Raw genomic sequence first — 21,675 nt, 5'->3', positions numbered from 1 at the left:
AGTCATGATGATTCCTTCGTCTGGTTGAGGAGAAATGCATCATGGTTATGCCGAGTGATTCGGGGAATCTATGCAGGCTGTTGCCAGCCGTGCTCGGCATAACCTCGCACTCCACATAAGCCGCGTTCTACGAGATGCCCCAATGGCAGCGCAGCCCGGAATCCCTGCGCGATCACCTGACCTGCGACGAGATCGACGCCAGCCGCGATGCGCTGGCGCGCTTCGTCGGTGTGTTGGCCTATGAAGCGGCGGGCGGCGGCATACGGCGCGATCTGTTCGCGGACGACCAGACCGGGGTATTCCTTACCGATGCCAGCTTGCTGGAGAAGCTGGCCCGCGAGCGACTGACCGAAGCCGCCGAGGCGGTGAAGGCTGAAGGCTGGGGCTGGGTGGACGTTGCCCCGCGTGTGTCGTCCGCCGACCTGCACAGCTTCCAGCGGGCGCGACGGACGCGCCGCGAACCGAGCAAGGCCGAAGCCAAACGCCTGGGCAAGCTGGAAGCCGAGCAGGTGAAGTTGCAGGAGCAACTGGACGACGAAGATGCGGACCTGAGCGAAGAGGGTGCGCAGGCCTTGCACGAAGCACTGGACCGGCTGGGCGAAGAACTGGACGCCATCGAACAGACCCTGGTCGAATACGCCCCCGGCTTGGTGTCCATGGCCGGTGCCGTGGTGTCGGTGGACCCCATGGGCGCGGTGGTCGTGCACCGGGGCCTGTTGCGCATGGAACAGGTCAAGGCCTTGCAGGCGCAGGAGCGGCCGAAGGGAGAAACCCAAGAGGACGGGGCAGGGGAGGTGAACACGCCAGTCAGACGAGCCGGACTGTCGGAGAAGCTGGTGCGGCGGCTGAGCGCCCACCGCACCGCCGCCTTGCAGGCCGAGGTGGCCCGCCATCCCCGCGTCGCACTGGTGGCATTGGTGCACCAGCTGGCGCTGCGGGTGATCCTGGGCCACTACGGTGCCACGCCGATCAACATCAGCGCTGCGCCGCAAGATCGGCTGGAACAGCACGCAGCGGATGTGGCCGAGTCATCGGCAGCGCAGGGTTTGCGGACCGTGCGCGAAGCCTGGGCAACCCGACTGCCAGACGATGCCGGCGCCTTGTTTGCCGAACTGCTGACGATGGAACAGGATGAACTGCTGTCGTTGCTGGCGCTGTGCGTGGGCCTGACGGTGTCGGCCATCGCCCAGCGCGAGGGTGAGACACCCGCCGAACTGCTGGCGCAGGCGGTGGGCTTGGACATGCACAACTGGTGGACACCCACGGCAGCAGGCTACTTCGATCATGTGTCCAAAGCCCATGTGCTGGAGGCGGTGCAGGTCTTCGCACCGACCGAAGTGCAACGGCTGGCGAAGCTCAAGAAGTCGCAGATGGCCAGCGAAGCAGAACGGCTGGCCGCTGGTGCGGGTTGGCTGCCTCGAATGCTGTTGGCGCCCGAGGTGAGCGAAGCGGCGGAGCAGGGGGAGGCGAAGGCAGAAGAGGTGGATGAAGACGCCGAGGCTATGACCTGATCCCACAGCGGCTTATCCGTTTTGATCGTGCCCCGGCTTCGGCCGGGGTTCTTTTATGGCTTGGTCACCCATCAGAGTGAATCGCACGCCTCGCTCTTTCATGGCCGGCCGTGTTCCTTGAAGGGATGGGTGTATGACCCGTGCGTCTCCGGCTTCGCCGGACCGCGCTCTTGTGCTGCGCATCGAGCCACCTGGCCACGCGCACGTGCCCCGGTGTCTCGACCCTGTCGGGCGCCGATCGCTGACGCCTCCGGCCGTCGGTGGGCCCCCGGCCTGCGCGCTGCGCTTGCATGTTTCGCTCAGGCATGTGTGGTGGGGCTGGCTTGCTGATCCCTTCATCCTTGCACACCGTTCTCGCCTTCAAGGTCTGCGCGCATTACATGCGCTTGTGGCCTGACGGCCGTCTTCGAACCTGTGACCGCTGCGCTGCGGCGTGCCGGTTCCGGTCTCGGGCAATCCCGCCCGATCACTGGAGTTGGTCATGCAGCACGATCTGTTTTCTTCCCTCGATTCTTTTCTGTCGGTGCCCGCTGGTTCGCGCGGTTTGCTCATCCGCGACGTGACCGGTCAGTACCGGCCGGCCGAGGCCGACGAGGTGCTGCTGGCCGCGCAACGGCTGCTGGCCGCCCAGGTGCGTGGCAGCGACCTGATGGACTCGCCTGCCGTGGTCAAGAATTTCCTGCGCTCACGCCTGGGCCATCTGCCACACGAGGTGTTTGCCGTGATGCACCTGGACTCGCAGAACCGCGTGCTGGACTACGTCGAAATGTTCCGGGGCACGGTGAGTCAGACCTCGGTCTACCCGCGAGAGGTGGTGCGCGATGCGCTCCTGCGCAACAGCAGTGCGCTGGTCTTGGTGCACAACCACCCCAGCGGCGAAGCGCGTCCCTCGCGGGCCGATGAGCACCTGACACAGACGATCAAGCAGGCCACGGCCCTGGTCGATGTGAGGGTGCTCGACCACTTCATCGTGGCGGGTGAGGTCGTTTGCTCCATGGCCGAAATCGGCCTCGTTTGAGCCTGGGGGCTTCGCCCCCATTTGTTCTTCGCTGAAGTGCGCGCTGCGCGCGGGCATCGAAGAGCGGCTGGCCAAGCCGGCAGAGCCGGCGGTATGGGGATGCGGCCCTTTCCCGTGCCCGGGGATCACGGGCTCTGTTTCCTTGCCGCTGCGCGGCAACGAAGCCCGCTGGACGAACTGGCGCTCGGTCCGCTCCCGTCGCTGCGCTGTGGTCCCGTCCCGCCCGCCAGATCGTCCCCCCGGTCACCCGCCAAACCCGAAGCCGGGCCGCTGGAGATACCGGAGACAGCAAACCCCTGAAGTGATCGCAGCGGCTCGAACGCCGCGCCAGTCGCTGCGCTTGGTGTCACGCCGTCCGCAGAGGCGCCGCTGCTCAGTTCACCCGGCCGCCTGCGCTGTGCTGGTCGCCCGAAGAGGCTCGGGGCAGCGCGTGCGCCAATGGGCCCACCGTCATCCCCCCACGGCGCCCCCATCCACAGGTGAGGGGGACTTGTGGGGGGATCTTTCAGCGGTGGGCCAGGTGACTGGCTCACTGTTTCGTGCTGCAAGGGGAATGCCCATCCCCCACCCCTTCCCGAGGGAAGGGGCCATGCCCACCCCCCGCCCGCCCGTGGGCGGGAGCGAGGAGTCCGAGCAAGAGGATCGGTTTTGAGGAGCCCGGATCGGGGTCTGGCTGGTCGCTCTTGCAAGGAGTTTCACCATGGCCAACGTTCAAGTCATCCAGCGCCACGCGCACCTGGCATCCGCCGTCAAGCTCGAATTCGTCAACGGGCGCGAGGGCAAGGTCGCCAAGGCGGTGCTGACCGCCATCAGCAACAGCCGCCGGGGCAGCGGCGAAGAGCGGTCCGAAGAAGCCACCGCGATCCAGTGGACGCTGTGGGCCAAGCAGGCCGAACACGCAGCCGAGTACCTGGGTAAGGGCTCGCACGTGAACATCGTCGGGAGGGTGCGCAACAACAACTACCAGGACAACGACGGGGTCGAGGTCTACGGGCTGGCGTTCACCGTCGACGAAATCGACTACCTCGACAGCAAGGCCGAAGGCGAAGCACGCCGCGCGCGTGAGGGTGCGGGTGATCCACCCGCAGCCGCCCCCAGCGCAGCCACCCCCAGCCGCAAGGCCCGCAACGAACGCCAACCGGCGCACGCCTGAACCCGCAAGCCGGGCGGTTCGGCCGCCCGGCGTTCATCCCGTTTCTTCCCCCATCCCCGAACCAGGATCATCACCATGATCTCTACCGCCCATTCCCCCCGTCTGGCCGCCCGCTTCGGCCAGAACACCTTCGTCATCCGCAGGGAGACCCCGCTGGCCGAAGACCAGATGCGCCGGGCCGCGCCGTCCATCTTTGCCGAGGGCAAGCACGGCAGTCGCTCCGAGCGCTATACCTACATCCCCACCATTGACGTGCTGCGCGGTCTGCGCCATGAAGGCTTCGAGCCCTTCATGGTGGCCCAGAGCAAAAGCCGCATCGAAGGCAAGACCGAGTTCACCAAGCACATGATCCGCATGCGGCACGCAGGCCAGGTGAACACCCGGCCCGAGGCCAACGAGATCATCCTGATCAACAGCCACGACGGCGCCAGCAGCTACCAGATGCTTGCGGGCGTTTTCAGGTTCGTTTGCTGCAATGGTCTGGTGGTCGGCGATGTCACCAACGACATCCGCATCCCGCACAAGGGCAACATCCGCGACGAGGTGATCGAAGGCGCGTTCCGGGTGCTGGAGGACTTCGAGGTGGTGGACGCTTCCACCGACCGCATGAAAGCCCTGCCGCTGCAGCGTGAGGAACAGCAGGCCTTTGCCACCGCCGCCCTGGCCCTGCGCTACGGTGAACGCGGGGAGGGCGAACCACCGGCCCCGGTGACCGCCGACCAGCTGATCGAAGCCCGTCGGCCGGAGGACTTCGGCAACAGCCTGTGGACCACGTTCCAGCGCGTGCAAGAGAACGCCATGAAGGGCGGCCAGCCGGGCCGGGGGGCCAAGGGCAGGCGCCTGCACACCCGCCCGGTGGCCAGCATCGACCGCAGCGTGAGCCTGAACAGGGCGCTGTGGGTGCTGGCCGAAGAGATGCGCAAGCTCAAGGCCTGATCCATAAAACCTGATTGACCCCGGCGCTGGATTCAGACCCGAATCCAGCGCGCGCGCCGCGCCGCACCGCGCCCATCATCAAGCGGTGCGTGCGCGTGAACTTCTGAAACGCGCTCGCCGGCTGGCGCCGGCTCGCGCGATCCCGGCCGCTGGCGCATCGAGCGCGGCGCCCGGGAACGGTCCTCCACCTCGGTGATCCCCTTGTCGGTCGCGCCGGAGGACTCCCCCATGAAGACCCTTGTGCTCGCCAACCAGAAGGGTGGCGTCGGCAAATCCGCCGTCGCCACCCTGCTGGCCCACCACTTCCGCCAACTCGGCCTGCGCGTATTGGCCATCGACCTGGACCACCAGGGCAACTTCTCCGACCCCGTCAGAAAGAGCCAGCGCGCCGCCGTGGCCGAGGTGCCGGCCAGCGGCTTGCTGACGCAGAGTAACCCCGCCATCCCGCCCGCCGAGTTCGTGCTGGTGGCCGCAGACCCGGAGCTTTCCGGACTGGAGCGCCAGCCCAGCCTGCACAACGTGTTCGCCAACCACTTCCGGGCGTTCCTGGCGGCGATGGACAGCCGGTTCGACGTCTGCATCGTGGACACCAACCCCAACCCGGACATCCGCATGACCACGGCACTCGCCTCGGCCGACTGCGTGCTCTCACCGATCCAGCTCAACCAGGAAGCCATGGACGGTGTTTCCGCGCTGCTCAATCACCCCCGGGTCGGCGTGCGCAGGATCAAGGCGGTGCTCAACCCCAAGCTGCACCTGATCGGCCTGTACCCGACGATGGTGGAGGCCACGCCGCTGCAGCGGGAGAACTTCATGCAGCTGCTCCAGAAATACAGCCCGATCCTGATCCCCATCGGTCCCAAGCCGGGTGAGATCGCCTCCATGCCACGCCGCTCGGCCGTGGCCGAAGCGCAGGCCGAAGGCTTTGTGCTGTGGGAGATGAAGAAAACCGCCGCGCGCGATGCCTGGCGTGAGATCGAACCCGGTCTGCGCTTCATCGCCAACACGGTGCTCTCGCCACCGCCAGCGACCACGATCACCACGACCCAACCCCTGAACGGAGCGAACCATGGCCCTGTCGCTTGATGACCTGAATCTGCTGCCACCGGCCGGGGCAGGGGAGAGCGGCACCCCGATGCGCATCCCGCTCGATGCCATCGACGAGGATCCAGAGCAACCCAGGCAGGAGTTCGACGACGAGTCTCTGGCCGAACTCGCCGAGACCATCCGAACTCGGGGCGTGCGCCAGCCGGTGTCTGTACGACCACACCCAACCGACACTGGTCGATGGATGCTCAACTTCGGCGCCCGGCGCCTGCGGGCATCCCGGCTTGCGGGAACGGCCGACATACCTACCTTCGTGGACCACACGGCCAACAGCGTTGACCAGTTCATCGAGAACGAGCAACGCAAAGGACTGACCCCGCTGGAGATCGCGCTGTTTGTGCAGCGGGCGCTCAACCGGGGTGAGACCCAGGCCGACATCGCGAGGACCATCGGCAAGAGCAGGCAGTACGTGACCCTGGCCACCGCGCTGATCGACCCTCCCGATTGGTTGATGTCGGTATACCGGGAGGGGCGCTGTCGTGGGCTGACGGAGCTGTACGAGCTGCGCAAGCTGGCCGCAGAGCACCCGCAGTACGTCGAGGCCTGGGCCTCCGATCGGGGCGCCATCACGCGCGAACTGGTCATGGCTTTGCGCGCCGACCTGGCCGCCGGTTCGGGCAGCGTGCGACGAGGGACGTCGGCACTGATCGAGTCCATGCAAGCCAGTCTGGAGCAGAGCGCAGCTCAAGGTCTCTCTGTGAAGAGCAGCCCATCCCCCCCACCAGCCGCCGAGCCCATACCCCGCGCACCTCGGCTGGCACCGCTGAGACTGCTGGCCCAGCTGGGTGGTACCCAGGTGGCGGTGAACACCCAGCAAGCTCCACCGCAGGCTGGCGAGGTGTTTGTGACCCCGGTAGACGGAGGCCAGGTGCGAGCGGTTACAGCCAGTCAACTGACCCTCATCGGACTGGTGCGGGACGCGGGTTGTCAAGCAGCTTGACAACCCGCGTCCAAAAGTCACGCCATATCTCTCGTTCTTTCGGCAGCCGGGCCTGGCTTTGACGCCAACGGCCCGCTTCCATCCCCCTCTGATCGCTGTCCCTGTCTCACCGGTTGTCAAGCAGCTTGACAACCCGGTGGGCGAGAGCCTGCGCGGGTGTTGCTGGATTTTCGACCGAATCCAGCGCCTCGTATCGACCGATCCTAGGCGACCATAGCTTCATGGATGAGTGCAGGAAAGGCGGTGCGCCGCCAGTTTCACAAACGCCTCGCTGCGCTCACGTTGTGCTCCCTTCGGTCGATCCATGAACACCCATCAACCTGACTTCGTTTCGGTCGATATGCGCGGTCTCAAGACCCCGCTGGTCGAGCGCGCTCATGCTGAGCGGGTGAGTGTGTCGTTGCTGGTCCGGCGGGCTGTGGCCCGCGAACTGGGCGTGAGGGAGGCCCCTGTGCAGGCCAAGCCCGATGCCCTGCAGGGCTTGGTCTCGGGCTCCGGCATCGTCAAGTTGTCCATCCGATTGACAACCGACGAAGCCGACCGGCTGGTGGCGGGTGCCCGCTCGGCGGGGCTCTCGCGTGGCGCTTACCTGTCCGGGCTTATCGCGGGCATCCCCGCGTTGACATCAGGGACCAGCCGAGTCGACCAACTCGCCGCGATCACGACGTCCAACGCTCAGCTGTCCAGCCTCAGCCGCAACATTCACGCCCTCACACGGTTCCTGACCCTGGGCAACGTGCCGCAGGCGCTGGTGTACCGCGACATGCTTGACAAACTCGATGGCGATGTCCGGCGCCACCTCACCCAGGCCGCAGGCCTGCTGACCGATCTGCGCCCGCGTGGGCACACCGCCGAAACCCGGCGCCGTCCCAACCGCTGACACCCAGGAGAACACCATGGCCCAGACACCCAACATCGATGGCGTGCTCGTTCAGTGGGGCGACCGCCTGTTCTATCCGGGCAACCGGGTCGTCAAGGTCCAACCCCAGCCCCGGCTGGACAGTGGTGCCATGCGACAGCGGGCAGCAGCCATCCGCCAGCGCATCGAAGCCACGGTGGTGCGCCGGGCGCCGCAGGTCATGGTCAAGGTCACCGGGGGAGGGCGGAGCATGCAGGCCATTGCGGCTCACTTCCGCTACATCAGCAAGAACGGTCGGCTCGACATCGAGAACGAGCAGGGTGACACCGTCCGAGGCAAAAGCGCGGTGCACGAGCTGGCCGACGACTGGCGGTTCGGAGGCAGCCTGATCGACGACGTCGGGTACCGACGCGAGGCCTTCAACATCATGCTGTCCATGCCGCGCGGCACCGACCCGCTGATCGTGCAGAAAGCGGCACGCGAATTCGCGCAGACCGAGCTGGCCGACCACAAGTACGTGATGGTGCTGCACGACCACCAGGCCAACCCGCATGTGCACATAAGTGTGCGGGCCGAATCCATGAGTGGCCGGCGGCTCAACCCCCGCAAGGCAGACCTTCAGCGATGGCGCGAGACCTTTGCCGAGAAGTTGCGCGGCTATGGGGTGGATGCCGAAGCCACCCGGCAGGCTACACGTTGCCGAAAGGTGAGCCATCCGGACCTGTGGCAACTGAAAGCCAACGAGGCAGGGCGTTTGAGGAAGCCTCGCCCTAACACTAACTCGGGACACAAAGTTCGTACCAGCTGGGCAGAGGCCTTGAAGGGCTGGCTGCACATCGGACAAGCTCTGGCGAAATCACCTGATCCGCGGGACGTTAAGCTCGCTGGATCGATTGCAGTGTTTATCCACGAGGCCAATGGGCGGTGGATATCCCCGAATAATTCGCCCGAGATCAGCCAAGATAAGGTGAATCCATCACAGAATGCCTCGTCACAGATTCGCCGCTGAGGACAAATCATGCGCTACCGTAATTGTATTTTGATCGGCCAATACCAGCAATTCGAAATCAGCTTTGCAAAGGAGCGGTTGCTACAACGCTTCAACTGCTGGCAGGCCCTTTTTTCACTCGACCTCCAGGCCGTTTTGCGTTTTTCCCCAGCGCAGCATCGCTGAAAAGCGCTGTCTGGGTTTCACTCGATGCAGTCAAGTTTCCTTTTGTCAAGTGCTTGAGAACTGCTTGTAATTGATCAGAAACAGCCTTCAGTTGCGGGATCAGATCGTCGGAATCTGTAGCTGTTTTGTTGTGCGTAGCACCTTTGCTGCGGGTTTGGATATTTCCAGTCTTGGGTTCTGAAAGGTCTTGGTGCGTACGAACGTCTGAGTTCGGTGCGACCAGACGAGTCTGGTATGTCGCGCCTGGAAATATTTCCACTGTCAAGAGCCGGTTGTGTTGCTTTGTTAGATCAATAAACACAGATGAAGATTTCGTCAGATTTCTCAGCCAATCAAACTCTAGCCAGCAAAGGTCACCTTGAATAGGGTCGGTGAGTTGGAATCCACTACGAATCTGGCGCTCGACACCTTTTACTATGCGCAACCAGTCCGAGTCCCACGCTGCAGGACCGGCAAGGCCGGCCAAAAGACCGAACCAGGGTAAGCAGTCTGGATACTCGTCGGTATACGGCTTGAGTAGTTCAATGTGACTTGTCCCGCCACCTGCTACAAGCGCCGCACCGGCGAGTAGAGCACCGACTTTGAGTGGGTTTCGTTCAGATGATCTCTGTTCTGAGGCCATCACTGCGTCGACAAACTCGTCATAGCCGTGAATACGCTGTTCCGCAGAGTTACTCAAAAGCTTGTCGTTGTTGAGCAATAGAGCTAAGCCTTCATGGTCCAGTGCAGAAAGCACGACAGCCACCACATCTCGAATATCGCCATTGCCGATTATCTCATCGCTCGCGGCGATCGCCCAAACAGGGGATAGTTGGTCGACGGTCAACTTGCGTCGGGTGAATCTTGATTCGGCCTCAACAGTTCTAAGGCGCGTAGCTGCTTCTTTAATGGCGTCACTTTTTTGTCCTGCAATTCGTAACACCCGTGCGATGGTGTAGCTGAAGCACCCTGATGCCCAAGACAACGGGACGGACTTCAGTTCAAGCCTTTGCTCCGCATTGGCCAGCATCTCACCTGCAACGATGGAAGCCCACACGGAACTCTGAAATTGTTCGTTCAAACGATCTAATTCAAGTAAGGATTTCCAACGCTCTGTAGTTTCCACCCTGCAGAACTGGCTAATCGGAAAGCTCTCATTAGAATAGGTGTGAAGCCAAGCGAACATTTCCACTGCACGGCTGGATTCAACTAGCGCGATACATGGCGACGACCCTCCCGGCGAATGGTTTTCCTCGATTCCAATCAAAAGATCAACAGCATGGTTGGAGGGAGAGAGAGTTGCTTTCTCAGGCAACGCAGTAATCACCTCTACGCCGAGCAAAACTCCTGGCACAGTTTCCCTGGTCAGGGCGTACCAATCTAGGGGGTTCACGGTCATACGAGTCCTCCGAAGAGCGAGTCAATCTCTGGCACGGTCTCTTCTGTGAATGCAGCACGCAGTCGCGCACTGAGCGGCTTCTGTCCAGGCGAGGCGTATGCGGTGAGGGATGTTCGGGCTCGCGTGACCGCGGTGTACCAAAACTTCCGACTCACCTGTGGCCATTGCGCATCTTCGCAAGCAAAAAGATGTACAGCACGGAACTCTGTTCCCTTTGAGGCTTTAATCGTCATTACGTGAATGCGGTACGGTCCCGAGAATGAGCTGTCTTCCGAAAAGTCGTCGTGGTATGCAATCAGGCTATCCAAGTCCGTGTCGCTAAACCGTTCCCGCAAATCAGCTATGTTGTCGCGTTTGGGGACAAGGATTCCGATGAACTCTTTTGGAAACGCTTTTAGCTGAGTGCGCACCTTTGCTAGCATTTCTGTAAATTGCTCGTCGCGTGAGTTGAGTTCCAAAAGGTCAGCATTCGACGCGAGCTTCGTTTCGTCGTAGTGCGATGTTTTAAACAATGACTTATCAGGGCTTTCTGGCTCTATGAGACGGTCAGCTACCTTGGCTATGGCATGCCCGATTCTGTAGTGTCGCTTGAGCACTATTTGCTTAAATCCAAGCTCATCAAGCGCGGCGAGTGCGTCCCCGTTGTATACAGATTGACGAGCGTCACCTGCCACTGTCACTCTCTCGGACGCAGCAACTACGGCACGCAGCTCCGAGGCCAAAAAGTCTTGAACTTCATCGACGAATACAGTCTGTAGAAGATTGCCGACGTCCTCATTGCCAGAAAGCAGCAAGAATTCCTCGGCTAGTCGTTTTCGCTGCATTATTACATCATCAATGCCCTTGATTTCGGAAACAACGTCCTTATGGAGTCGAGGAAAGACAATTGAGCGAAGCCAACCGATATGGGTATGAACCTGATGCGTCTCTATGGGCGGGGCAACCCCGCTCTGGATGAAATCTACAAGACTGTTGGTGTACGTAAGAATTGCCAAGTCCTTATATTTGGCCTTCGCAAGAAATGCTGCGCGTAAGACCAGTAGGTTTGTCTTACCGCATCCGGGAGGCCCAACGATAAAAAAACGACCATCTGCCGGGAGCTTGATAACCGCTTCCTGTTCATCATCTAGCTCATTTCGACTGCGCCACCAACTACCTTCCATTTTCATGACTCCCTATTGTTGATATGCATTTCTACTTTGGTTTCTATGCGGGATCGAGAAGCAGGACAGCGTCAACAAACTGCTGCTGAACTGCTCCGGAACCTAGTGCTAGATGTTCGGCAGTCGCCGCAACAACATCACATACTGCGTTCAGCATCAAATCAATGAACTCAGTATCTGAACCAGAACCAGCCACTGCTTGACCAATGGCTTTTTGTTTTGCCTGTGTACCGGTCTCTGGGCTTCCTAGCGTTGGAGACAAGGTTACATTCGCGACGAGGGGAGTGAAAGCTGAGGCCCAGTTAAAGTGGCATATAACTTCCAGCTTCGTGGTTCTTTCCATCACGATATCAAATTTGATATATCGATCATCGTTTCTGTCTACAAATATGGCGTAGTTCTTATCAACTGCAGATATGAGACCTTGTCGTACACCAGATTGAAAGCGATCAAGGGCAGTCGCGCGAACGTACTTAACTTGAGCGTCCTGATGTTCCTTCGCATCCACTGCATTTTTCAGTGCTTTGCGCCGATCGCTGACCTGTCTTAGTCGCTCTGCACCCCGTCCGGTAACTGGCTTTATGCACTCCAGATCGACAAGGGCTAGGCGCAGATTTGGATCCTTCACTAGACAATTCGATGCAACTACAGCCAAAGATTTGAGCGAATCCGATACTTTGGAAAAATCAGGGACCTGCGTAAGTACTGCCATGGCTAGCGCGAACTTGTTCTCAGATCGAACCACATCATCGAACAGGGGTTTACGCATTACCAAATCATGGAGCACACCGCCGATTTGGTAGATCGTGAGCGCGCGCCACATCTCTTCCGATGGCTCTTTCAGCCTGAAAAGGTATTCAGGAGAGCTGTACTGTGCACTTGCGATGAACGGGCGGCGTAAGCCGTGGTCAGTTGCATCCAGGGCGTCTTCCTCGGTACTGACTTCTCTCATGACGCCAAAGTCAATAAGTTTCAGATGACCAAATTCTGAGTCGACCAATATGTTCTCAGGCTTGATGTCGCGATGAACAAGCCCTTGGTTGTTGAGGTATTGAACAGCCGAAATCAGTTGATCAAACAGAATCTCTACGTGATCTTCTGGCGCTTCAGAAATGACTTCCTTGAGGGTTGGCCAATCAACATACTCCATCTCGATGAAACATGATCCTTCTTCAATAGCTATGTCGACGACATCAATTAAGGTGGGGCAGCCGTTGCCAACAAGTTTTCGCTGTAGTTCAATCCGACGCATTTCTGCAGGTCCATTTTTCTCGTCGAGAAATTTTGGATCGTAGACTTTGAGCGCTGTTTGGGTTGAACCACGCTGGAGCAAAAATACTGAAGCAGAGCCACCAGAACCAAGCTCTTTAGACAGGACAGCGCAACGTCTCGCTGCATATCCCTCGGCAAGTGGAAGCAGCCGGATGGCGGTCTCTGAAAGTGTTTGAGTGTCTATTGCCATCCGATTGCAAGGTTTTGTGATCAGAATGAGGGGTGCGAATGTGGAAAACCCCTTCAGTCTAGACGATACAAGTGGCTGTAACCTCCGACAAGCAAGGGGGTACTTAGGTAGGAACCCCTCACACAGGCTTCACGCAGTCCGGCGTATCAGTACTCCCACTCATGATGTCGAACGGGCAACGCATTCAGCAGTTCCCGCCGCTGCTGCCAGTGCGGTAAGAAGTGTTCCATCAGTTGCACAAATCGCGGGCCGTGGGTGGGTTCGAGCAAGTGGGTCAGTTCGTGCACCACGATGTACTCAAGGCACTCTGCGGGCTTCTTGGCCAGCTCGGTGTTCAGGCGGATGGTGGCAGCGGTCGGGTTGCAGCTGCCCCATCGGGTCTTCATGCGTTGGACAAACACTTTGTTGACCTTCACTCCCAGCACCTCTGACCAGGTGGCGATCAACCCTGGCACCGTGGCCCGGATCTGATCCCGGTACCAGGCGTCCAGCAGTTCTTGGCACCGCACTTCGTCCGTTCCGGGCCGAACCCACATGCCCAGGCGGTTGCGGTTCAGCTCCACCTTGGGCGCACCCTCATGCTCATGGCGGGTCAGCAGGTAGCGCTGGCCCCAGACATAGTGGCTCTCCCGCGTCAGAAACTGCCGTGGAGCCTCGCGCGGCTGCGCCTGCATCTTGTGCTGCTCGGTCTTGATCCAGGCCAGCCGCGAAATCGCGAACACGCGGATCGTGTCCAGCTTCATGTGTTGCGGTGCTGAAATGCGCACGCGCCCCATGGGCGGCAACACGCTCAGGTGCAGGTGCTTGATGTCCTTGCGGATCACCTCAGCCTGTATGTCACCCAGCTCGATGTGCACCGACATCAGTATTCCTTGTGGGCGAACACGATGGGGTAGATGCGGTTCACCGCATCGATGTCTTTGACCACGTTGTAGATCGCCTGTTTGACGAGCTGCTCTCGGGCCGTCACGCCGCGCCAGCCGTCCGGGCGGTGTTCCTTGATCGACGCGTCCAGGGCCATCACCATGGCCACCGTCGCGTCGTTGCCGCCATAGGGCGCGTGTGGCTGCCCCGCCGTGTTGGTGGTCACCCAGGCCTTGAGGTTGTTGTACAGCGCCAGGCGGCCGGGCGTGTTCAACTGTTTCGGGGTGTCGTCCGTTTTGCCGCTCATGACCTGACGGGTCAGGGTGGCGATGCGCTGCAGGTATTCCTCGTACTCGATGGCTTTCTGCTTGCGCAGCCGGATGATCTCGTCCAGCAGGGCCGACATGCGCTCAAAGAAGGCCGGGTCGGTCAGCTGTTCCTTGATGAGCTTGCTGCGCACGTTGTTTTCGATGCTCTCGGCCACGGCCTCGTGGTTGTTCTTCACGTTTGCCAGTTTGTTGGCGATGGCTTCGGCAATGCCGGTCTTGACGATCAGGTCCAGCAGGCCGATGTCGTCAAAGGGCGAAATTTTGCGCGGTGCTGAAGCTTCGATGTAGGTGTCGATCAGGTGTCGCATATCGGCCTCGTAGGCCTTGAGGTCCAGCGTTTCGCCAGCGGCCTGTCGCACCAGGTCGCGCAGGTCCAGGTAGTGCTTCAGCTGGGCCTTCATGCGGTCCACGTCCTGGGGCGAATAGCCAGCACCCTCCAGCTCGTCGGCCGCGTTCGCCCAGGCGCGGATCAGCGCCACCACCGCCTTGTACATCGCCACGCGCTGCGGTTCCCTCTCCTGCAGGTCCGAAGGAATTTCGGTGTTGCCGCAGAAGTAGTGGATGTGGTCCAGATCGCCCTGTGGCGGTTGCACCGGCTGGCACAGCAGGTGCAAGGCTTCGAAGGCCGCATCCAGCCGCTCACGGGCCAGATCCAGCCGGTCCTTGAGCATCACCTGCGGGTCGCTTCCGCCGGCACTGGTGTCCAGCTCCGATGTGTAGACAGCAATCGCTTTCTCCACGCGTTTGAACAGATCTTTGTAGTCGACGATGTAGCCAAAGTCCTTGTCGTCACCGTCCAGCCGGTTGGTGCGGCAGATGGCCTGGAACAGGCCGTGGTCCTGCATCGACTTGTCGATGTAGAGGTAGGTGCAGGGCGGGGCATCAAAGCCGGTCAGCAGCTTGTCCACCACCACCAGCAGCTGCATGTTGGCCGGCTCCTTGATGAAGCGTTCTTTGGCCTGCTGCTCGTAGGTTTCGGTTTTGGTTTTGTGGGGATCGGCCACCAAGTCCTTGAGCAGCTCGGTGTAGGTGTTGTAGATGACCTGTTTGTCGCTTTCGGTGTGGGCGCCGGTTTCTTCCAGCGTGATGTGGCTGGTCAGCGGGTTGTACGACGTGACGATGGCGCAACGCCCCTTGAACGGCGTCTTCTGCAGCAGCTCGAAATACTTGCAGGCCTCGTAGATGCTGGCCGCCACCAGCATGGCGTTGCCCCGCCCGTTGGACAGGCGCCGTTTGGTCGCGAAGTCAAACACGATGTCGGCCACCACCCGGTCCATGCGCGAGCGCGAACTCAGCACCTTCTGCATGGTGCCCCACTGCTTCTTCAGTTCGTCGCGCTGCCAGTCGTTCAGCCCCTTGGTCTTGGCGGCAAACCACTGGTCGATCTGATCGGTCGAGCCCAGTCTCTGGTCGATGTCGCGCGCTTCGTACACCAGGTCCAGCACCACCTTGTCGTCCACCGCTTCGGCGAACTTGTAGGTGTGGATGTAGCCGCCAAACACCTCCTGGCTGGTGGCCTTGTCTTCCTTGAGCAGCGGGGTGCCGGTGAAGCCGATGAACACCGCGTTGGGCATCAGCGCCTTCATTACCCGGTTCAACCGGCCGCTCTGGGTGCGGTGGCACTCGTCCACAAAAACGAACAGTTCGCCGTAGGTGGCGCTGGGCGCGGCCTGTACGTCTTTGATGAACTGCTCAAACTCCGCCTCGCTCTTGCCGCGCGCCTGGCCACCAAACTTGTGGACAAGCGAACACATCAGCCGGGGCGAGGGCAGGGCCAGCTGACGCATCAGGTCCTTGCCGCTGTCGGTGCGGTACACCGTTTCGCCCGCGTCGCCCAACACCCGCTCGATCTGCTCGTCGAGCTCGTCCCGGTCGGTCACGATCAGCACCCGCGCCTTCGGCAGGTTCTCCAAAATCCAGCGCGCCAGCAGCACCATCAAAATGCTTTTGCCCGCGCCCTGCGTGTGCCAGATGATGCCGCCCTGGCGGCGCATCACATGGGCCTGCGCCGCCTTGATGCCGAAGTACTGGTGCACCCGAGGCAGCTTCTTGATACCCGCGTCGAACAGCACGAAGTCGTGCACGATCTCCAGCAGCCGCTGCTTGCTGCACAGTTTGCGCAGGTACTTGTCGAGCTTGTAGCCCGCGTTGTCGGTCTCGTCTTCCTTCCACTTCAGAAAGTACTTTTCCTGTGTGGCAATGGTGCCGTACTGCAGGCCCTCGCTGTCATTGCCTGCCATCACCAACTGCACCGTGGCAAAGAAGCCTTCGTTGAACTCGGGTAGTTGGTTCGACAGGTTCTGCCGTATGCCGTGGCCAATGCTCACCCGGCTGTTCTTCAGTTCCAGCACGCCCACCGCCAGCCCGTTCAGGTACAGCACCACGTCGGGTCGGCGCTCCAGGCCGCCGTTCAGCGTCACCTCCTCAGCCACCGCAAAGTCATTGGCTTCGGGGTGCTCCCAGTCCACCAGGTGCACCGTCTCGGCCTGTTCGCCCGCGCCGGTTTTCACTGGCACGCCGTAGCGCAGCAGGCTGTACACCGCCTGGTTGTTGCCGTACAGCGTGCGGGTGGGGTTTGCGGCCTCGCTGCGCAGCGTGTTCAGTGCCCGGCTCATCTGTTCGGGCGTGTAGCCCTTGGTCGCCCAGAAGGCAGTGAGCAGGGTTTCTTCAATCGGGGAGTTGCCGGCGCGCTCCGTCCAGTCGCCCAGGTAGCGGTAACCCAGTTCCTGGCAGAGCAGCTGCACCACCCGGTGTTGGGTGGCGCGCTCCGGTTTGCTGACATCGTTCACGACGGGCTCCCTGAATTTTTGTGTCGTCGGTTGGGGGGCAATGCGTTGCGGCGGCGGGCTACTCGGCGTCTGGCAGTAGGTTGCCTTGCCGGCTCAGCGGTGGCCAGGTGCCGGCGGCGGCGCGGGCTTCGTACCAGCGGTGCATGGCTGCGTCTTCCACCGCGTATTCACCCCGGGCCGATTTCCACACCAGCGCTGGCGTGCGCTCGCGCAGCGATTCCAGCGCGTTCTGCGCTTGCGGTGGCGTCACCGCCTTGTCTCGCCCGGTCTTTTCGCGGTAGAAGCGCAGCGCCTCGGCGTCATAGGGCCGAAAGCGCGGGCCTTGCTCCAGCATGCGCCACAGCACAGCCTGCTCCAGCGGCTTCAGGCCCAGGTAGTCCGATTCCATCTGGCCCTCGTCGTCTTGCTGGCGCTGTGCGGCGGCCTGCAGCATGGCGGGCTCAAAGCGGCCCGTCAGCGCCGCCAGCGGGCTGAGCACCTGGCCCAGCGCTTCCATGAAGAACTGCGGCCGGTTGCCAAAGCCTTCAAAAGCCGCCTGCAGCGTGGCCTGGTCCACAGGAGCCAGGTCGGGGCGCTGCGCTTCGATCAGCTGCACGATGTGCGCCATGAAGTCCTGCCCCAGCGCCGGCATGGTCTTGATCTGCGAGCCAAAAAAGGGCGAGCCGTTGGTGTTCACCAGCCGCAGCAGCTTGTCGCGGTCCGAGCCCGACATCACCAGCATCAGGTTCACCACGCCCGGGCGGTTCAGCTGGTCGCGGGCCGACTTCAGTGCCGTCATGGCCGCCTCGCCCGCTTCGCTGGTCAGCGCGTGCTGGGCTTCGTCAATCACCAGCGCCACCGGTTGGCCCGCGGTTTCGTGCAGGGCGCGCAAGGCATCTACCAGCGTCAGCCCGTCCAGCTTGCCGATGCGGCTGGTGTCCACGTCCAGCCAGCCGGCCAAGCTCACCTTGTTCAGCCCGGTCTTCTTGGCGGTGCGGGCGATCACGCCCAGGTGCGGCTGCAGGGCGCGGCCAATGGCGTCGGCAATCAACACACCGGGGTCGCGCGTGGCGTCGGCCCAAAGGTCCACGTACACCACCACCACGCCCGCTTTCTCCAGCGCGGGGCACAGGTCGCCTCGCAAGAAGGTGGTTTTGCCGGTGCGCCGGGGCGCGGCCAGAAACAGGCCGTTCTGGGCATCGCCAAAGGCGGTCTTACCCTGAAGCTGGTGCACCAGCTCATCGGCCAGGGCGGTGCGGGGGTAGGCGATCATGTTTATCTCATTTTATTTTGACTTTGATAATTTATCGAAAACAAAATAAAAGTCAATAAAAGAGCATCCAGCGGCGTCACACCAGCCGGATGCGCCCGGTCAGCAGCGCCTGGGCCATGCCTTGCTTGAGCTGGCGCGCTTTGGTCAGGCGGGCTTCGAGGGCGGTGATCTCGGTGTCCATGTCGGACAGGATGGTGGCGATGGCGGCTTGTTCCAGAGCGTCCGGAGCCAGCACCTCCAAGGTCAACAATCTCGAAACTGCCAGCCCGGGCTGGGCAGAAGACTCCGAATACTGATTCAGCTCCAAGCTCGTCAGGACGTAGCCAAGCCAGCAGATGTCAGACCCAACTGACGATGTGACAACGACAGCGTGCTCTGAAGCAAAGAACTTTCCGCCAACGAAGGCTACGTTCCCGCATAGGGCTCCTTGGCGGCCCACCAGAACATGAGATCCGCTATGGGTAAATCGATCTGTGAACCCTCGGATGCCGTTTCCCCCGTAGCAAGGATATTGCGAATGTTCATCAATTCGTTCACTTGTTATGGGTTCCCCGCTCTTCATCTGGCAGATGTCACTGAGCTGCGCGATGGACCAACTCTTTGAGAATCCTGGCAAACGCCGCTGGCCAGTGAGCAGCTCCTTTGTCACACCTTGTTTGATCTGGTGCTTCTTGGCCAGCAGTTGTTCCAGTGATTCGATCAGGGCATCTGCGTCGGTCAGGGCGTCGGATATGGCTTTCTGTTCTTCTGATGTTGGAGGCAAGGCTGCCTTCACAGAAAGAACCGTGTTGAGATTCATACCCGCTTTGGCACCCGAGTCAGCCAGCGCTCTCAGTGCTGACTGAGACGCCGATCCTGCCAAGAAATAGCTGAGGTATTTGGTGTCGAGTTTCTCGGGTGAAAACCGAACCAACGCAATGTGTTGATTCACAAAAGCTGGTGTCGGCACACTTTCCGATACGTACCCAACGATTCCCACATCTGCCGTGATCGAAATCAGGACATCACCGGGCACCAGTTTGGTCCGTTCACCTTCACTGTCGTTCGCTGGGATGCTCACATAACGCAGGTCGCTGAGATCGGGAAATATGGTGTCTCTTGACAGGTTGGTAATGCGAAGAAAGGTCGATCCAGTTTCCGAGTAGTAGCGTGCCCAACCGCGCGAGCCACTGGTCACGAACGGATCAAAATTGCCGAGCTGAATGACTTCCCAGTCAACGGGCAGGGTACCCAACTCGGTCTGCTTATACCCAGCCTGAACCAGGTACTTCGCACTGGGCTCGTTCAGTTCCATGCGAACCCCATACGGGTCAGGTGTCCGTCCACTCGGGCCTGCAGTTCGTCGGCCCGTTTCGCCACGGCGGGCAAGGGCACGTCGTAGCGGTCGGCCAGCTCTTTCACCCTCTGCGTCAGGCGCTGGGTGATGCGGTCCAACTCGGCATGCGCAGCAGCACCCATCGTGGCCAGCCATTGTTCGTCCACCACCAAAGACTGAATTTCGGCCTCACTTAGGCGGGGGTAGTGGTTGCGGGCTAGCTGGTCCACATGAGCGTCCAGCTCCTTGAGGGTCTTCTTGAGCTGGACTTCCTGCTCACTGAGTTGCAGCCACTGCCGGAGCACGGCGGCTTCGTCTTGCGCGTCGGCGTCACGCTGTATCTCTTTCAGCCGCGCGTTCACCTGGGCTTTGTTCACCTTGTCCAGCTCGGCAAAGGCACCTTCGTCGCCGCTGTGTTCTTCTTCCAGCTCGGTGAGCTGGGCGGCCATGGCGTCGAGCTGGGCGCTCATCTCATTCATGAGCGCCTGCTCTTTGGCGTAGTACCGCGCCACCAGCGTGGCCTTGGGCACCAGGTCGCAGGCCCAGCCCTTGTCCACCTGCTTGCCGGGTTTACCGTCCTTGCCCTTCTTGGTTTCGATCACGCGGTAGGTGGCGGCCTTCCAGCCGTCTGCTGCCAGCAGGTAGGCATCGTCCTGCCAGGTGCTGGCCCACAGGTCCATGAGGCGCTGGTACACGTCATAGGCGTTGAGCAGCGGTTGGCCCTGGTAGTGCGCCAGCAGGTCTTCAGCCAACTCCACGATCAGCGCCTTGGGCTTGAAGCCAGGTTTGAGCTTTTTCAGGCGCTGGCTGGTGCGGCTGCGCCAGGCGTCAAAGTGCGCGGCCATGCGCTGGGTGTAGGCCACAAACTCGGGGTGCTGGTGGATGCTGGTCTTGATGGCGGCTTTGTCCACGGCGAGGGCCAGGTAGCCAGGGCGCAGCGGCGCGAAGAGGGCGGCGCGCAGCTGCGGGCAGGTGGCCCAGTAGGCTTGCAGGGCGTCCACATCGGCCTGGGGAATGCCGCCGCGCAGGTGGCCTTCGATGTCTTGCCGGTCTTCGGTCTGGCGGCTTTGCAGGTAGCGCGGCAGGTTAAGGTTGAAGTCGTTCTTTTCGATCTCTGCCAGGGGCACGAGGCGGGCGTAGCTCGGGTCGCTGCCGTCCTGCTTGCTGTAGGCGTCCACGATGCGGTGGATGTCTTGCTCCCGCAGGCGGTTCTTGGGGCCGTCTTTCATGAAGGCGGCGCTGGCGTCCACCATGAAGATGCCGCGCCGGGCCTGCGCATCTTGTTTGTCTATGACGACGATGCAGGCCGGGATGCCGGTGCCAAAGAACAGGTTGGCCGGCAGGCCGATGATGCCTTTGATGAGCCCGCGACGAACGAGGTTCTTGCGGATATCGGCCTCGGCATTGCCCCGGAACAGCACGCCGTGCGGCAGGATGCAGGCGGCTTTGCCCTGGGGCTTGAGCGAGCGGATGATGTGCAGCAGGTAGGCGTAGTCGCCCTGTTTGGTGGGCGGGATGCCAAAGCCTTTGAATCGCTCGAACTTGTCGTTGTCGGGCGTGAGGCCGGTGCTCCAGCGCTTGTCTGAAAACGGTGGGTTGGCGACCACGTAGTCAAAGGTCTTTAGCGCGGCGCCATCCAGGTGCTTGGGGTTGGCCAGGGTGTTGCCCTGGGTGATGAGGGCGCTGGCGTTGTTATGCAGCACCATGTTCATCTGGGCCAGGCCGCTGGTGGCTTCGTCCATTTCCTGGCCGTACAGGGTCACTGGCGTGGGCGCGGCGTCGGCCACCTTGAGCAACAACGATCCGGACCCACAGGTTGGGTCGTACACGGTGGTGTCGGGCGTGGTCTTGGCCTGGTGGATGCCGATGACCTGCGCCAGGATGCGGCTGACTTCGGCGGGAGTGTAGAACTGGCCTTTGCTCTTGCCGCTCTCGGTGGCGAAGTGGCGCATGAGGTATTCGTACGCGTCGCCCAGGATGTCGTCCCCATCAGCGCGGTTCTTGGAGAAATCGAGCGCCGGGTTTTCGAAGATGGCGATCAGGTTGCCCAGCTTGTCGACCATCTCCTTGCCCTGGCCGAGCAGGGCGGTGTCGTTGAAGTCGGCCTTGAGGCGGATCTTGTTGGCTTTCTCCAGCGGCTGCAGGATGTGCTTGTTGATCTGGTCGCCAATGTCGGACTTTCCCTTGAGGGCCACCATGTCGGCAAAGCTGGCGCCAGGGGGAATCTGGATCGGGGCGAAGGGCTTGCCGGCGAATTTGTCGCTGATGTATTTGATGAACAGCAGGACCAGCACGTAGTCCTTGTACTGGCTGGCGTCCATGCCGCCGCGCAGTTCGTCGCACGAGGCCCAGAGGGAGGAATACAGCTCGGATTTCTTGATGGCCATGGGGAACGCAAAAAAGGTGCCTTTGGGCACCTGAAAAA

Annotated in this window: 16 protein-coding genes; 8 read left to right on the top strand and 8 right to left on the bottom strand. The window is 61.2% G+C overall.

Features of this window, described 5'->3' with window-relative positions:
• Nucleotides 1–134 precede the first annotated feature (134 nt).
• The 8 genes from AB7F11_RS16340 (at nucleotide 135) to AB7F11_RS16305 (ending at nucleotide 8,533) form a co-directional block, all read left to right on the top strand.
• Nucleotides 135–1,511 (top strand): hypothetical protein, encoded by a 1,377-nt coding sequence (locus AB7F11_RS16340; RefSeq protein ID WP_428291248.1) that lies wholly within the window; start codon nucleotides 135–137, stop codon nucleotides 1,509–1,511.
• A gap of 481 nt (nucleotides 1,512–1,992) precedes the next feature.
• A complete protein-coding gene (gene radC, locus AB7F11_RS16335) occupies nucleotides 1,993–2,529 on the top strand; it encodes a RadC family protein (RefSeq protein ID WP_428291249.1) in 537 nt (178 codons plus the stop codon).
• 700 nt (nucleotides 2,530–3,229) lie between these two features.
• Entirely contained in the window at nucleotides 3,230–3,682 is a 453-nt protein-coding gene (locus AB7F11_RS16330) for a single-stranded DNA-binding protein (RefSeq protein ID WP_428291250.1), read from the top strand.
• 75 nt (nucleotides 3,683–3,757) lie between these two features.
• A complete protein-coding gene (locus AB7F11_RS16325; RefSeq protein WP_428291251.1) occupies nucleotides 3,758–4,618 on the top strand; it encodes a DUF932 domain-containing protein in 861 nt (286 codons plus the stop codon).
• Nucleotides 4,619–4,846: 228 nt separating this feature from the next.
• Complete coding sequence (locus AB7F11_RS16320; RefSeq protein WP_428291252.1) at nucleotides 4,847–5,704, top strand: ParA family protein; 858 nt, start codon at nucleotides 4,847–4,849, stop codon at nucleotides 5,702–5,704.
• A complete protein-coding gene (locus AB7F11_RS16315) occupies nucleotides 5,688–6,665 on the top strand; it encodes a ParB/RepB/Spo0J family partition protein (protein WP_428291253.1) in 978 nt (325 codons plus the stop codon). The genes AB7F11_RS16320 and AB7F11_RS16315 overlap by 17 nt, the downstream gene beginning before the upstream one ends.
• A gap of 304 nt (nucleotides 6,666–6,969) precedes the next feature.
• On the top strand, nucleotides 6,970–7,545 hold the full coding sequence (locus AB7F11_RS16310; RefSeq protein ID WP_428291254.1) for a hypothetical protein: 576 nt from the start codon (nucleotides 6,970–6,972) through the stop codon (nucleotides 7,543–7,545).
• Nucleotides 7,546–7,561: 16 nt separating this feature from the next.
• Nucleotides 7,562–8,533 (top strand): relaxase/mobilization nuclease domain-containing protein, encoded by a 972-nt coding sequence (locus AB7F11_RS16305; protein ID WP_428291255.1) that lies wholly within the window; start codon nucleotides 7,562–7,564, stop codon nucleotides 8,531–8,533.
• A gap of 91 nt (nucleotides 8,534–8,624) precedes the next feature.
• Here the strand turns inward: AB7F11_RS16305 and AB7F11_RS16300 are convergent, their stop codons facing one another.
• From AB7F11_RS16300 to AB7F11_RS16265, 8 genes are all read right to left on the bottom strand, one after another.
• Nucleotides 8,625–10,076 carry a hypothetical protein gene (locus AB7F11_RS16300; protein WP_428291256.1) on the bottom strand — a complete coding sequence of 484 codons (1,452 nt, stop codon included), beginning with the start codon at nucleotides 10,074–10,076 and terminating at the stop codon, nucleotides 8,625–8,627.
• The gene (locus AB7F11_RS16295) at nucleotides 10,073–11,245 is read right to left on the bottom strand and encodes an AAA family ATPase (RefSeq protein ID WP_428291257.1); all 1,173 of its coding nucleotides are present in this window, start codon (nucleotides 11,243–11,245) and stop codon (nucleotides 10,073–10,075) included. Before AB7F11_RS16295 ends, AB7F11_RS16300 begins: the two co-directional genes overlap by 4 nt.
• 37 nt (nucleotides 11,246–11,282) lie before the next feature.
• Complete coding sequence (locus AB7F11_RS16290; protein ID WP_428300151.1) at nucleotides 11,283–12,701, bottom strand: protein kinase domain-containing protein; 1,419 nt, start codon at nucleotides 12,699–12,701, stop codon at nucleotides 11,283–11,285.
• A 146-nt stretch (nucleotides 12,702–12,847) separates the two neighbouring features.
• Nucleotides 12,848–13,564, bottom strand: coding sequence for a M48 family metallopeptidase (locus AB7F11_RS16285; protein WP_428291259.1), 717 nt, complete (start codon nucleotides 13,562–13,564; stop codon nucleotides 12,848–12,850).
• On the bottom strand, nucleotides 13,564–16,683 hold the full coding sequence (locus AB7F11_RS16280) for a type I restriction endonuclease subunit R (protein ID WP_428291260.1): 3,120 nt from the start codon (nucleotides 16,681–16,683) through the stop codon (nucleotides 13,564–13,566). The genes AB7F11_RS16285 and AB7F11_RS16280 overlap by 1 nt, the downstream gene beginning before the upstream one ends.
• Nucleotides 16,684–16,741: 58 nt before the next feature.
• Nucleotides 16,742–17,935, bottom strand: a complete 1,194-nt coding sequence (locus tag AB7F11_RS16275; RefSeq protein WP_428291261.1) for an ATP-binding protein — start codon at nucleotides 17,933–17,935, stop codon at nucleotides 16,742–16,744.
• A gap of 76 nt (nucleotides 17,936–18,011) precedes the next feature.
• Complete coding sequence (locus tag AB7F11_RS16270; protein ID WP_428291262.1) at nucleotides 18,012–19,229, bottom strand: restriction endonuclease subunit S; 1,218 nt, start codon at nucleotides 19,227–19,229, stop codon at nucleotides 18,012–18,014.
• Nucleotides 19,220–21,637: an N-6 DNA methylase gene (locus tag AB7F11_RS16265; protein WP_428300150.1), complete on the bottom strand. Its 2,418-nt coding sequence runs from the start codon at nucleotides 21,635–21,637 to the stop codon at nucleotides 19,220–19,222. The genes AB7F11_RS16270 and AB7F11_RS16265 overlap by 10 nt, the downstream gene beginning before the upstream one ends.
• Nucleotides 21,638–21,675: the final 38 nt, after the last annotated feature.

It is taken from the genome of Hydrogenophaga sp. (assembly GCF_050250835.1).
Classification (GTDB): domain Bacteria; phylum Pseudomonadota; class Gammaproteobacteria; order Burkholderiales; family Burkholderiaceae_C; genus Hydrogenophaga.
Note: the sequence above shows the minus strand (reverse complement) of the source record. Positions and strands in the feature narration are given on the sequence as shown.